The following is a 14,832-nucleotide window of genomic DNA, read 5'->3' as shown; positions in this document are numbered from 1 at the left end:
ATGAACCAATCTATCAATTCAACTCCTCAGTCATGGTCATACTTACCTTCCATACCAAAAAAAGAGCAGAAACAATTATTGAGGGTATTTTGGCTGATTGCATTGGGATTGGTTTCCTATGAACTTTTCTTGGTGAAAGACACCCCCTTTGTGAGTAAATTGGCAGCAGTTTTCATCACAGCAGCAGCTTTATGGCCTAATTATCTTTGGTGTTCAGGTCAAGCGAAAGGAATGCCTATTTTTCCCTTTTTTGCTCTGACACACATTTGGACTTACAGTCTACCACTGGTGACACATCATCCAACTGTTTTAACTTACTCTCTAGAAAGTCATTTATTTGCTAGTTTGACTGTCACTGGATTTCTGATCATAAGTACTTCAATATGGTTTTCATTGATCAAATCGCCTCCTCGCACGCCTAAATATTATCGAACTTTAACTAATAAAAAAGGTAATGCGTTCTTTTTCTTGATTTTATTAGCTGGCGTTTTTTTCAATATCTCGATTTATGGAAATTGGGGTTGGCTATCTCTGATACAAGGAGGTTTATTTACTGCCCTTCGTGCTGGTATTTTAGGATTAAATGCACTAGCTACTTTTGTGCTTTCTTATCAGTTGGGTAATAAGGAATTAACAAAACAGCAAAGTATATCATTTATATTTTTACTTGTGGCCTATATGGTGACAAATTCATTAGGCTTTTTGCTTGTAGGTGCTGCTAGTGCCTTTTTACTTGCAGTAGTTGCTTTTACTATTTCCCGTAAAAAAGTACCTATAATAGCAATTTTAATAGTTTTGATTTGCTTGTCTTTCCTGCACTATGGCAAAGGCCCCATGAGAGCTAAATATTGGGGTACTACAACTTCTTATTATCTTCAACCTTGGGAATACCCTACTAGATATGCTGAATGGATAGGTTACTCCCTAGAGTATATAAATAAGCAGAATAAACAGGATGATTTCTCTACTGATGAGGAAAAAAAAGCATCATTTTTCGAGCGAGCTAGTGTAATGCAAATGCTCCTTTTATCTCAAAAGAAAAGTCCTGAACCCATCCCATATATGTATGGAGAAACATATACAATCTTACCAGAACTGATAGTACCTCGGATATTAAACCCCAATAAAATTAGGGCGCACGAAGGTACAAGTTTGTTAAACATACATTACAAACTACAAACGCGAGAACAGAGTTTAACAACTACTATTGGCTGGGGTTTACTAGCTGAATCTTATGCCAACTTTGGATTAATGGGTTGTGCGGGATTGGCAATAATATTGGGTACAGTTTATGGAAAAGCGACTCGTTGGAGTATCAATGCGCCAATTCTTTCAGTCCAATCATTATTTGCTGTCATGATGATGTCTTTTGCCTTCCAATCGGAATTTTCGGCTGGAGTATATGTTGCTGCTTTATCCCAATCCAGCACAGTTCTAGCTGGCATAGCACTTGTATTGATGCAGAAACAGCGAGTTCCTCGCTATGCCTTTCCTCCAGTAACAGCAAATTACCCTTACTATGGATAAATATAAACTAAGTATTATTACATCTCATCCAATACAATATTATGCTCCTTGGTTTCGCCATCTAAATAATCATAGTGATGTGCAGATCAAGGTATTTTATTTATGGGATTTTGGTGTTACAAAAAAGCTGGATGCAGGTTTCAAACAAGTTTTACAGTGGGATATTCCTTTGTTGGATGGATATGAATATGAGTTTGTGCCAAATGTGAGTAAGCAACCAGGAGTTCGTCATTTTTGGGGGTTACAAAATCCCTCTTTAATTTCACAGGTCAAGGCTTATAGTCCTGATGCAGTGTTGTTGATGAATTACAACTACGCCAGCATCTATAACTTTTTGTGGAAGTGGAATTCCCATAAAGCACCGTTGCTATTTCGAGGTGATTCCCATCGCCTGCTAAAATCTACCGGAGTCAAAGCTTGGGCGCGTCAGCAATTTATTACTCAAATTTACCGACGTTTTGCAGCTTGTCTCTATGTGGGAAAAGCCAATTATGAATATTTTCAATATCATGGTTTACCCAATCATAATTTATTTTTTTCCCCCCATGCAGTAGAGAACGATCGCTTTATATCTCAAGCTGATCACGCTAAACAACAAGCAATCATCTGGAAGCAGGAATTAGGTATCCCATCAGATCATGCAGTGATTTTGTTTGCAGGTAAATTTGAACCTAAAAAACGTCCTTTAGATTTACTACAAGCTTTTGTGGCTGCGAACTTGTCTCAAGTTTCTTTATTATTTGTTGGTGCAGGCCCCTTAGAGACAGACTTAAAAACTTCAGCCGCACAACATAGCAACATATACTTTGCTCCTTTTCAAAATCAAACCTTAATGCCCCGTACCTATGCAATTGCTGATTTATTTGTCTTACCCAGTTATGGTGCTTCAGAAACTTGGGGGTTGGCAATCAACGAAGCGATGTGTTTATCTCGTCCAGTCATTGTCAGTAGTCATGTAGGTTGCGCTCAAGATTTGATTCATCACCAACATAATGGGTTGGTGTTTCCAGCAGGTAATGTGTCCGCTTTAACTAGCTCTCTGCAAGAAGCCTTTTCTGATCGCCAACGTTTGCGGCATTGGGGCGAAGAAAGCCAAAAAATTGTTTCTCAGTATAGTTATACTCAGGCAAGTCAAGGTTTAAAACAGGCACTTGACTATGTAATTTCATCTGTTGCTCCCAATCATCATCAGGTTAGGTCAACAAAAATCTCCTAGGCAAGTTTCCCGTCCTTGAATTTTTCATAAGTCTCATAAATAAAGTGCTTGAAAAAATATTGAGTAAAAATAAATATCGTTGTCATCTTTGGTTTCCAGCTTTATTCAACTCAACAGGCGGAATTCAACGTTACTCTTCTTTATGTTTAACAGCATTTCAACGTCTTTACCCCGATTGTGCCTACAATATAGTCATTAAACACGATACAAATGTACCACCTAAGTCAGCTAATTTATATTTTCATACGACTGGTAAATGGCCTTTACCCTTACGTACTGCCGCACTAGCAGCACAAATGGTTGGCCTTGGTCTTTGGCAGCGTCCCAACTTGATTTTTTCTACCCATCCCAACTTTAGTGTGACTGCTAATTTGTTAAAGCAGTTAATCGGTACCCCTTACTGGGTTGCAGCCCACGGGATTGATGCTTGGGATATTCAAAATCCTGCCGTCAAGCAAGGTTTAAAGAATGCTGACCTGATTTTAGCGGTTAGTAATTACACGCGCGATCGCCTTATGCAAGAACAAAACCTGACACCAGATCAAGTGGTTGTTCTACCCAATACCTTGAATGCGGATAATTTTAAAATTTCTCCCAAGCCAGATCATCTCCTTCAACAATATGGCTTAAATCCTCACCAGCCAGTTATTCTGACTGTGACTCGTCTTGCCCAATCACCGCAGAGGTGTAAGGGCTATGACAAAATTTTGCGGGCGTTACCGCAAATTCGTCAGGCTATTCCCGATGTCCATTATGTTTTAGTAGGTAAAGGAAATGACCGACCCAGAATTGAACAATTAATATCCCAACTGCAACTCCAAGACTGTGTAACATTAGCTGGCTATGTTCCTGATGAAGAACTACAAGATTATTACAATCTCTGTAATCTTTTTGCCATGCCAAGCAAAGGTGAAGGGTTTGGTATTGTTCACTTAGAAGCACTTGCTTGTGGTAAACCTACTTTGGGAGGCAATCAAGATGGGGCTGTTGATGCTCTTTGTCAGGGAGAATTAGGCGCACTTGTTGATCCAGATAATCTAGAGGCGATCGCTCAAACTATCATTCAAATTCTCCAGGGTAAATATCCTAACCCTCTAATATATCAACCAGAAGAATTGAGACACCGAGTCATGGAAAAGTTCGGTTTTGAGAGTTTTCAAACCCAAATTGATTATTACTTAAAGAAATATTTTTACTAAAGTCAAAATTTTGTAAATATATTGTTTTCATCTATTGCTATGATAACAGTTGAATATTCTAATAATTTTTAAAGCTAACGAAAATTATTCAATTATATAATGGTGCAACCCAAAATACAGGTTAATCAACCTCGCATTTGTCAAGTAGTTGCCAGCATCAATGAGAATATTGGTGGCCCGGCTTATTCGGTCACAAATCTAGCAAAAGCCCTAGCACAAAATAATATTGATTCTCATTTATTCACATTAGATTATCAATTACATGGGCAACAACTGCCTATTGATAGCGTGAAACTACATAGTCAACCAGCTAAAAATTTAGCTGTGTATATGAGAGGATTACAGCCAGATGCTAATTATTATTTGACTCAACTAGCAGCTACAGAATTAGACTTAATTCATAATCATGGACTATGGATGTTTCCCAATTTTTATGCTCGCCAAGCGGCAGTTCGTAATAAAATTCCTTTAGTGATTTCTCCTAGGGGTATGGTAGAATCATGGTCATTAAATAATAGTTGGTATAAGAAATTGCCAGCTTGGATTTTATATGAAAAGCAAAATTTAAATAAAGCTATTGCCTTTCATGCAACTTCAACTGAAGAAGTTAAATCAATCCGCAAACTCGGATATAAACAACCAATTGCTTTAATTTCTAATGGTGTTAGCGTCCCCACAATCAATGAAAAAGTTGATAGGCAAGAACTCAGCGATAAATTTCCAGAACTAGCTGAAAAAAAATGGTTACTTTTTTTATCAAGAATTCATCCAAAAAAAGGCTTAGACAACTTACTATATGTGTGGGAATCTTTGTCCAATCGCTTTCCTGAATGGCATTTAATTGTTGCTGGTGCAGATTTAATAGGCTATCAGAACGAGTTAGAAATGTTGGTAGAAAGCCTGAAATTAAAATCACAGGTAACTTTTACTGGTATGCTTTCTGGGAAGTTGAAGTATTCTGCTTTAACTAATGCTGATGTGTTTGTTCTGCCCACTCACTCAGAAAATTTTGGCATTGCGATCGCCGAATCCTTAGCTTACGGTGTGCCTGTTGTGACAACTAAGGGTGCGCCTTGGCAAGAACTAGAAACCCATAACTGCGGTTGGTGGATAGAAGATAATCAGCAAGCATTAGCGATCGCACTGACAGAAGCAATGAAAATGTCCTCACAAGAAAGACAACAAATGGGTGACAGAGGCAAAAATCTAGTACAAGCCAAATACTCTTGGAACTCAATAGCCAAGCAGATGGCTGACTTTTATTACTGGATTCTCGGTGGTGGTGAGCCACCTATTTGTGTTCAGTTTGATAAATCTGAGGGGAATTAGGCATGATTATTTCTATTGCTATGGGGCCGTGGTTGCCCGTTCCAGCAGTGCAAGGAGGCGCAATTCCACGGCTTTGGCAAGGTTTAGCTGAAGAATTTGCCAAAAAAGGCCATCAAGTAAAAATTTTATGCCGTTCTTATCCAGGGCAACCAGATACCGAAATCATTAATGGCGTTCAGTATATCCGAAGAGGAGGACTTCCTCAAAGTACTAACATTACTTTAGACCTAATTAAAGATTTATTCTATGCCTTAGTAACATTTCCTGTCCTACCTCCTGCGGATATTTTAATCATTAATGATTTCTGGCTACCTGTATTTGCATCTCTCCGTCCTCAAGTTGGAAAAATAGTGATTAATGCCAATAGGTTTCCTAAAGGACAATATCGCTCAGGGTTATATGTAAAAACAGCCTTTTTTGCTGCTGCATCACAGATTATAAAAGATAGTATTATTCAAGAATATCCTGCTGCAACTTCTCGCACCAAAGTTATCCCTAACCCTATTGATACCAGTATCTTTTCTCCCCCAAATCGCTCTAGATTAGCACAAAAAGAAACAGTGATTCTTTATGTAGGCAGAGTTCATCCGGAAAAAGGTATTCATTTGCTTTTAGCAGCATTTTCTATGTTGTCGCCGAGAATTCCTACAGTTAAGCTGAGGATTATTGGGCCAGTAAAAGAAAATCAAGGTGGGGGTGGGGAAAAATATTTACATACATTGCAAACTCAATCTGAAAATTTAAATGTTGAGTTTGTCGAGCCAATTTTTAACATCCAAGAGTTAGCGAAAGCCTACCAAGAAGCTGACTTATTCTGCTATCCTTCATTAGCAGAAAAAGGTGAATCTTTTGGAGTTGCCCCACTAGAAGCAATGGCAACAGCTTTAGTTCCTGTAGTTTCTGACTTAGCTTGTTTTAGAGATTTTATTCAGGAAGGAGTAACAGGATACTTTTTTGATCACCGCAGCCCTGATGCAGCTAAAAATCTTGCAGATGTCTTAGCATCAGCCATCCTCAATTCAGATAGGACAATGCAAATGGCTTTACAAGCAAGACAGCAAGCATCGGAATTTAGTTATGAACAAATCGCCAATCAATACCTTGCTGATTTTGAGAAGTTACTTCATAATCAAAGTATTTTAGATACTAAATTTCAGCAAACACAGCACACAGTTTCTAAAATTTAAAGATAAGTGTAGTGCTGAAACATATTGGGTGCAATCTAAGTTTTTCAATCAACAAATATGCTTGACGCAGTAACTCCACTTATCCTCACCTATAATGAAGCTCCAAATATTAATCGCACTCTCCAACAACTTACTTGGGCTGAGACAATTATAGTTATTGATAGCTACAGTACAGATGAAACCTTAGAAATCTTATCTTCCTATCCACAAGTTAAAGTTTTTCAACGTAAGTTTGACACTCATACTCAACAGTGGAACTTTGGATTAGAGCAAGTTGCATCTAAATGGGTGCTTTCTTTAGATGCAGACTATATCGTGACAGATGAACTCTCTGCTGAAATTGCTGCTTTACAAGTAAATGAGCAAGTAAATGGCTACGCTGCCAGATTTAAGTATTGCATTGTAGGTAAACCATTGAGAGGGACAATACTTCCGCCTCGCCAAGTTTTATTTCGCAAAGATAAAGCAATTTATATAGATGATGGACACACTCAACTTTTGCAACTAACTGGCCAATGTGCTATGCTCTCCAACTACATTCACCATGACGATCGCAAGCCCTTGAGTCGTTGGTTATGGGCGCAGGATCGCTATATGATCATTGAGAGCAAGAAGTTACTAGAAACTCCAGCTCATGAACTGAGTTTAGGCGATCGCATCCGTAAACAAAAAATCCTAGCTCCCTTCATTATCTTATTGTATTGCCTGATCCTTAAAGGTGGAATCTGGGACGGCTGGCCTGGTTGGTACTATGCTTTTCAACGAATGTTAGCCGAAATATTGTTATCTATTCGTCTAATTGAGTTGGAAAAATTACACAATAAATCAACTGGAATAGACTAATCTTGCCAGCATCCTCCAAGCATTTAGTCCTGTTATGAAATTGTTAGCCTATCGACTCCAAAAAACTTGGATGTTTTTTCTAGCGGGTATAATTCTCACTTTACTACTTACGATACCGACAAAACTAGCGATCGCATATTACCAAACTCCCAAACCCCAAGCTATCCTAACTCTTGGTGGTGGTTCAAACCGAGAAGAATTTACTGCTTTATTTGCCCAATATTATCCAGATATGAAAATTTGGGTTTCTTCGGGTAAACCGCTACACAAAGCAAGGGCAATTTTTCACACCGCAGGTATTGCTGATAGTCGTCTTTATCTTGACTACCGTGCTAAAGATACTGTGACTAACTTTACTACCTTAGTTGATGTTTTCCACCAACAGCAGATACAACACCTATTCCTAATTACTTCTGAATTTCATCTGCCTAGAGCCAAGGCAATCGCTACTATTATTCTTGGTAGTCGAGGTATTGCCTTTACTCCTATACCCGTACAATCTCAGCCGACGGAACTAGAATCTGTTTTTCGCATTCTTCGTGATGTTGCTCGTTCTCTACTTTGGATAATTACAGGTTATACAGGTGCATAATTTTAATCTGAGTCTTAGTTCATGCACTCATAGCACATATTTATACATACTAAAAAGATGAAACTCATACGTGAGTTTCATCTTTTTGTAATAGATTTTTTCAACTAAGGCTAAATATGACGTACCTAGCCATCAAAAGTTTACTTTTTCTTGAACTAAGATGATTTTTTTCTAGCCCAGCGTGTTTCCTTCCAAATCAAAATAAACAAAACTGCGGATATCAAAGCTCCTATATTCCATCTTACAGAGTTTTTCAGTAAATTGAAAGTTACAGAAGACTGATTTGTTTCCTTTTGAGTTTTGAGTTGTTGCTTGGTTTGGTTGAGTTGTGAAAGAATTTGATTTTTGATATCTTCAGGACTTCTACCATTTAATGAACCACCTTGGCGCTTAATTAAATCATCTATTTCTGTGGGGGAAGTTTTATTTAGTTGCTGTTCAACCTGATTAGCTTGAGACAGTCTTTGTTCATAGCCAGTCTTAATTTGCTCAAGGTTAGTATTATACAAACGTATTGTATTAACCACACCTAAAGGAATTAGCAGCAAGTATAACAATGCAACTAACAGACTTAAACGAGATAATAAAGCCAAAATACCTGATTCCCATCTGGCTCGTTTTGCTAACTTACCAGAAAAGACAAAAAGCAATCCAATTAATGGTATTCCCACTTGGTTTACCAACCTTCCCATCGTTTGGAATTCCCATGTAGGATTCATAAAGCTTGGTGGCACAAAAATATCAATTAAGTCTAAAAATGCCAACAAAAGCATACCGTAACCAAGAAAACGCCAAAGATTAACTAGTTCCAGTAGAGGTTGTATGTTCCCTACCAGTTTACTTAATTTAGTGAATTCTAACTCAACAAATTCACGGATGTCTGTTTCACGGCTATTAGATTCACTAGTATTAGATTCACGAATGTTTGTTTCAGCCATAATTAAAAGGTAAATGAATTACAAAAGTAAAGTTATTAAAATTCAAGGTTTAGGAAATCGAGGTTGCCACCACTGATACCAAGAAAACCAAGCTTTTTCAAGTGTTTGGTAGGCTTCTTCAGGGGAAGAATTTTTTAAAGGAATTGATAAATATACCCATAAACAGCGTTTGTCTAAAAGGGATTCTTCTCCTAGTAAGATTGGTATTACACGATTCAAACTGATATCTTGAGAAATGCGATTTTCTCTAAATTGCGTGTGAGTGAAAGTGCTACCTCCTCGTGGATTAATACAACTACTAAGATAAGCTTTTTGTTTATCTATTCCTAGCCCGTAGTATCCAACTCCTTCTTGTTGACGCACTAAGGTAGAATATTTTATACCAAGATTGCGTTGAATGTATGCACCAATATCTGCATAGTAGAAATTTTGTAAATAACGCATCTCAATATCTAACGATAAATCATTTTTAACATATCTATAATGTTTTTTAGCCAATAAATCTGGGTTTTGCTGAGTTTCATTTGAAGATTTTATTGGTGTAGCAACACTAGTTTGCCATTGTGCTAAAGGTACTTCTTCGGGAAAAGCAAAGGTATGAGTTTTTTCTTTACTTGGAGGGAAAAAAATTGATTTTCCCGCAACTAATACCCCTACACTGAAGATGAAAGCTAAAAATTGAATGCGGTTTTCTTTCCAAAACATTACTTTGAGTAATTGATAGAATTTTTACTTTCGTTCTCATTCCTACTGAGTAAAAACCAGCAGAAACAACACAAAAACAGACTAGCCACTATAGAAAATATTAAAGAACCATCTCCAATATGCCAATATTCAAAAGCTTCTTTGTCGCCCTGTGCTACTAAAATAGCCATTAATGCAACTCTAAATCCATTAACCACAAATCCTAAACAGGCAGCTACTATAGGTATCATAATTTTTTGCTGCCAACTGAGATTGAACAAATAAATAAATAGTACTGCTAGACTTAATAAATCTATAATTAGATCAATTCCAGAACAGGCAGAATATACTTCTACACTTCCAGTAGGTAGATGTATCATAACGCCTGAACGATTGACTTTAAAACCTGTATACCAAAGAATGACTGTAGAGAATTTAGCTGTAACCAGAGTTAAATCTAACTTATTCATAATCATAAAATTACGTATAGTTAGAAATCCTAATAACCACAACTCTCTTTTATACTGCTTTAATCCCCTATAACCAGAAGCTAACAAGGCAATACCAAAACCAGATAGTAAAGGTGGAAATAAAAATAAAAAACCAATGTTAATTTGAAAGAAAGTGTAAATAAACACTAATGCTATCAACACTGTACCTGTAATGGTAGATGATATATTGCTTTCTAGGTTCAATTGATGCCGTTTTTCTTTCAGCAGTAAATAAAGAGTTACCAAGAACAAAATATATACATAAAAATTAGTTGGATGGTAAACCCTGCTGACTAAGTTTAAATTAATAGCGATTAAGGTTCCACCAATTCCAATTAGCCATAATTCAACATTTTTTAGTGAGATTGATAACCTGTTTTGCATATTTTTTATTTAATTGAGATTGATTTTCAAGGTTACTATTTTTTAATCTGCATTACAAGTTCACATTTTTTTTTAATAAAAAGTCTTTAATAAGAAGAACTCTTAACTATGACAATCCTCAACTATATGTAAACATAATTTATTCCTTGCCTCTGTTCTTCAATATATCAAATATAACTACGTATATAGCCCAGCAATACTATCAAGTAACAATAGTGTTATTTAGCCCTGAAAACTAGACGAAATAAGAAATATATTAAGTAATGGGTTATCATCCATAACTTAAAATCAATTCTTACAAATTGAGTTAGATTATTGATTAAAATCATATCCTCAACTTAGTTAGTAAGTTAGGTATGAACTGAATTATGAATTTCAGCAGTTGTATCTATTTAACTTTCACTATTAGACCAAGCTGGGGAACAAGTACTAGGTATCATAGAAACTCCTTATACATAGTTTAAAGAGTTTTCTGTAAAAGACGGTGATTTCCATAAAGGCTGATCACCATTTCCTAAAAAATACTGATATGCCAATACATTTGCATAGAATACACAACGAATACAACGTTGTTAGAGATTTTTCATCAAATCTTTATTTGGCTTTAAAGTAGATGATTACTTATTTTACCGTTAAGTATGTAACACTATGTTGTCATCTGCTTTATCTAGCAAGGATAATAAGCTCTTTAGATTGACGGTTATCGAAAATTCTTAGTCTTTAGTTTTATATTGGATCTTCATAATCTTTATATGGAAAGCAATAACTACAAGTTATTGATCCTTTGTTAGGTAATATGTCATTTTACTGTCAGGTTCATTGTATTTAAGCATTTATACTTAGACGTATCATATATCACAATTATCTATTGGCGCAGATTTCTGCTTGATTAAATGATCGTAATTAGTTAAAAATCAAAAGATCAAAGTTTTAATATTTTTTCTCAAAGCCTTACTTGATAAAGACTTAGAGTTTTTAGCTTCACAAATAGGATTAGCTTGAGTGATTTGCGGATAACTTGCCGATTTCCTTATTTTTTTTAAACTATAGTAGTAAATTTTCTTACACGGCTAGTTCAATAACCACAGCCTATCATCCAAAAAAATGCTGAGGTTGTTACCTCTATTTGTAATATATTATCTCAGGTGTCGCTCCGTAATAATTCGCGGACGTAGTAGCAGCTAGTTAACTGCAATTCCCTGTTTCCTATTTTGATTCGGCTTAGAGGACATGACAAAAAATAAAATTAGTAAGTTTTTACAATACGCTGCGATCGCGTTAGTATTTAGCTTATCTGGCATTACTCATGGCAAAATTTCTATTTTTGAACCACTCCAACCTTCCGTAGCTGCAATTACATCAACTATTCCATCGACTGCGAAAGCACCTTGGCCAATATTTCAGCGAGTAGATGCTCTCAGTTTTGCTTCCCGCGTTGGTCTGGAAACAATTTGGGGTGGTTATGGTGAACGCAGTGAAGATCCTTTTAATTTTTTGGGTACTGGGCAGTCTCAAGAATTGACTAAAGCTGCCAATGGCAACTATGCAATATACAACAACCTTGACTTAGGTAGTGGTGTAGAAGCTTTGATGCTACGTGTTTCCTTAGATTCAGGAACAAATAGTGCAGAAGTACGTTTAGACTCACTGAACGGCCCTGTAGTTGGAACTTGCACCATCAATAATACTGGTTTACAAACATACCGTACAGTTCCTTGCCCTTTGAATAGCAATCTTGCGAAAAACACACCGAACAATGATACACGCAACCTAGTCATCAAGTTTACAGGCTCCAACAGCAATATGCGCTTTAATTGGTTTGCTTTCTGGGCTAAGGATACTGTGCAGAAAATAGACGATATCCAAAAAATCCAGCCAGACCGCATCAATAAAGGCGCTCCTGTTATACCTATTTCTGGCAGACCAGTGCGGACACAAAACCTACTACCAGCCAGTTCTGACACTTTAGCCAAATCATACGGGTTGTGGTCTCCAGCCAAAACTGGGGAATGCCCAAAGTGGATGCACGACACCTATTGGACAAAAGCTGAAGATGGTAAGGTATACCCCACATGGCACCCGCCTGTAGACTTTAACCCAGAAACAAATATGTACTGTACATACGGACATGAGCATGGCGATGACCCACGCAGTTCGGAGGTATTTAACATTGTGGGTATGCCAGCATTTGGGTATGTCAGCGAACAGCAAGAAGTTAATAGTCCATCTCACGCTAGGCATGAAGACCATGTTGGACATAAAGTTTTGGTTGCGAACAACTGGAATATGTACAACGCAAATAACACCAGCTTAAATACAACTTGTGATGTGACTATAAAACTGCATATGGGTACACATTCCCCAGATGCTTTAACAAATACAGCTCATGAAATGTTCGTTGGTGGTAAGTGCGATGGAGAGGAGCCTTTTAATATAAAACATTTTGCTTTGTTCGGTAAAGCTGGAACATTCAAGGAACCAGAGGTTCCTTTGTGTGGGGTTACCCATACTGCTGGTATACCTCCTAACCCTATTGACCAACCTATGGGCGGTATGCACAGAGCCATTCCTACAAAAGAATGTTTTGTGCGCGGTACACAAGAAGAACAGTTAAATGGTATTGTTCCTAGAAGTGGTGAGTTTTGGTTAACAGGATTTACAGGCGGTAGCTTCTACTTTAATTTGAGAAATGCTTCACGTTTCTTTGATGCTTCTGCCGCTACGAAAATTAGTAGAACGGTGGATACTTGCTATAATTCTAGCCATCCCATGTCTAAGGGGCTATTGTGCCAAGAAGTTTTGGCGGCTGGAAGCAAAGTTACCTGGGATGACCCTCGTTCACCTTTCCGTGGAACAGTTCATTCTAATACCCATTTTGCAGCACTGGCTTTTAGCAATTCTACCAACTCTGTAATCTATACAGACGCTTATGGAAGAAATGCAAAAACATCACCAGATGCCTCGCAGGGCGTTATTTTTAAGCAAATCGTTCCTGTTAAGGGGTTTCATTATAAGGTAGATGGACAGGCAAGCGTCATACCTACAGTAGACTATTCAGCTTACGGGAAAAATGGGGTAAGAGCGCCTAATTAAACGCAACTAAATTAAACCGTAATAAAAAAATAGCCTATGAATTTACTCATAGGCTATTTCTTATTACATATCTCGCAGACAAATTGGAAAATAAGAGTATTGTTGATAGGCTATGCTGGTTTTAGCTTAAATACTTCTATTAGCTATAATAAAAAGCCTAAATCTCGTATTTGAGATGAGTTTTAGGCACTTTATGAGAATGTAGATTTTTACGTTAAGTTGAGTTAACGGATGATGTAAATATCTTTCAATTGTTGAAACACTGAGAAAGTTTAGTGGTGTTGATAATTAAGAAAACTGAACTCTAGCTACTGCCATAATTCATTGTTAATCACTGAAATTCATCGCTTTTAATTGCAAAAACAGATTTACTTGTTTGCAAGTAGAGCTGATAAACAAGCAGGGAATGCAAGTTAATAATTGGGGTTTGATAATATGAATCTTACCCAAGAGTTACGAATTAAGCTTTGACTAGCTTTTCGTCTTTTTTGGAATACCGCTTTCTGAGATATGCACCAAAGGTTGCACCCAAAGCGATACCACCCATTGTTAGAGGTTCGGGAATAGGCTGGACTTCAACAGCTTTCAGGAAGTAGTCGTCATCCCCATCGGTAACAGTGAAAGAGTAAAGTGCGCCGAATGGAGAATTATTAATTGCTACGGAGACTGTACCAGTGCCAATAGAAGCAATGTTCCCACTTTGAAGGAAAGAACCATCTACTAATATTGAGTATTCATCTCCGTCTGGAGTAGCATCAACTTGAGAAAAGATGGCTCTGAAGAGTTTTACTTGAGGACTAAACAATAAGTTGAGGGTTTCGTTAATATCTAAGCCATCGACTTGATTATTATCGTTCCCATCGTTGCCTGTTACTACCCCTAAACCATTGCTATTACGAAATAGTAATGTTTCTGCTGGATTAGCTCCAACTCCGGTTGCTGTCACTGAAATACCACCTTGATTGTAGCTATAGCTTGTAGCAGTGCCAAAAGTACCACCCAGGTCAATAGTGATAGCTGAAGCCTTTCCTGTGGTAGCCATTAATGCTACGGTAGAAACTGCCGCCACGGTAGCCACTTTTTTAAGTATATTTAAATTTGCCATTTAGTTTGTTCCTCAAAAGAAAAGTAGGTGTTAAGTAAACCAACATTGCTGTGTGGCAAAATTCCCAGATTTATCTCAGATACCAGCCCCTTGTTAGCAAAATTACGTTTTTAAGAAAACACACTTACGTAGCCCAGAAAAGTTTAAATTGAAGCAATGTACGCAGAATCCACACAAGTGGATTTCAAGTGAGTATGTTAGGTTAACCAAGAGGTTTTATGGAGTATCCATACCCACACTTAAG

The 14,832-nt window shown here is 37.2% G+C and carries 12 protein-coding genes; 8 read left to right on the top strand and 4 right to left on the bottom strand.

Annotated features, from left to right (window positions below; genetic code table 11):
- From wzy to H6G79_RS02045, 7 genes are all read left to right on the top strand, one after another.
- Positions 1–1,527 (top strand): O-antigen polysaccharide polymerase Wzy, encoded by a 1,527-nt coding sequence (gene wzy / locus H6G79_RS02075; protein WP_190588174.1) that lies wholly within the window; start codon positions 1–3, stop codon positions 1,525–1,527.
- A complete protein-coding gene (locus tag H6G79_RS02070) occupies positions 1,520–2,743 on the top strand; it encodes a glycosyltransferase family 4 protein (RefSeq protein ID WP_190588173.1) in 1,224 nt (407 codons plus the stop codon). The genes wzy and H6G79_RS02070 overlap by 8 nt, the downstream gene beginning before the upstream one ends.
- Before the next feature lie 44 nt (positions 2,744–2,787).
- Positions 2,788–3,942 carry a glycosyltransferase gene (locus tag H6G79_RS02065; RefSeq protein WP_313933869.1) on the top strand — a complete coding sequence of 385 codons (1,155 nt, stop codon included), beginning with the start codon at positions 2,788–2,790 and terminating at the stop codon, positions 3,940–3,942.
- A gap of 99 nt (positions 3,943–4,041) precedes the next feature.
- Positions 4,042–5,271: a glycosyltransferase gene (locus H6G79_RS02060; protein WP_190588172.1), complete on the top strand. Its 1,230-nt coding sequence runs from the start codon at positions 4,042–4,044 to the stop codon at positions 5,269–5,271.
- 2 nt (positions 5,272–5,273) lie between these two features.
- Entirely contained in the window at positions 5,274–6,458 is a 1,185-nt protein-coding gene (locus H6G79_RS02055; RefSeq protein ID WP_190588171.1) for a glycosyltransferase family 4 protein, read from the top strand.
- A gap of 57 nt (positions 6,459–6,515) precedes the next feature.
- Complete coding sequence (locus H6G79_RS02050; RefSeq protein WP_190588170.1) at positions 6,516–7,301, top strand: glycosyltransferase family 2 protein; 786 nt, start codon at positions 6,516–6,518, stop codon at positions 7,299–7,301.
- Positions 7,302–7,335: 34 nt separating this feature from the next.
- Complete coding sequence (locus H6G79_RS02045) at positions 7,336–7,893, top strand: YdcF family protein (protein ID WP_199333904.1); 558 nt, start codon at positions 7,336–7,338, stop codon at positions 7,891–7,893.
- A gap of 155 nt (positions 7,894–8,048) precedes the next feature.
- On the opposite strand, the gene H6G79_RS02040 is transcribed toward H6G79_RS02045, so the two are convergent.
- The 3 genes from H6G79_RS02040 to crtA are packed head-to-tail and all read right to left on the bottom strand — an operon-like array spanning position 8,049 to position 10,390.
- Positions 8,049–8,831 (bottom strand): HpsJ family protein, encoded by a 783-nt coding sequence (locus tag H6G79_RS02040; RefSeq protein WP_190588169.1) that lies wholly within the window; start codon positions 8,829–8,831, stop codon positions 8,049–8,051.
- A gap of 42 nt (positions 8,832–8,873) precedes the next feature.
- Positions 8,874–9,536, bottom strand: coding sequence for a cyanoexosortase A system-associated protein (locus H6G79_RS02035; RefSeq protein WP_190588168.1), 663 nt, complete (start codon positions 9,534–9,536; stop codon positions 8,874–8,876).
- The gene (crtA, locus tag H6G79_RS02030; RefSeq protein ID WP_190588167.1) at positions 9,536–10,390 is read right to left on the bottom strand and encodes a cyanoexosortase A; all 855 of its coding nucleotides are present in this window, start codon (positions 10,388–10,390) and stop codon (positions 9,536–9,538) included. Before crtA ends, H6G79_RS02035 begins: the two co-directional genes overlap by 1 nt.
- A gap of 1,230 nt (positions 10,391–11,620) precedes the next feature.
- Here crtA and H6G79_RS02025 point away from each other — a divergent pair.
- Positions 11,621–13,483, top strand: coding sequence for a carbohydrate-binding protein (locus H6G79_RS02025; protein ID WP_190588166.1), 1,863 nt, complete (start codon positions 11,621–11,623; stop codon positions 13,481–13,483).
- A gap of 460 nt (positions 13,484–13,943) precedes the next feature.
- On the opposite strand, the gene H6G79_RS02020 is transcribed toward H6G79_RS02025, so the two are convergent.
- Complete coding sequence (locus tag H6G79_RS02020; protein ID WP_190588165.1) at positions 13,944–14,588, bottom strand: PEP-CTERM sorting domain-containing protein; 645 nt, start codon at positions 14,586–14,588, stop codon at positions 13,944–13,946.
- Between the last annotated feature and the right edge of the window lie 244 nt (positions 14,589–14,832).

The sequence above is a fragment of the Anabaena sp. FACHB-83 genome, assembly GCF_014697485.1.
In the GTDB taxonomy this organism is placed as follows: Bacteria; Cyanobacteriota; Cyanobacteriia; order Cyanobacteriales; family Nostocaceae; genus Nostoc_B.
Note: the sequence above shows the minus strand (reverse complement) of the source record. Positions and strands in the feature narration are given on the sequence as shown.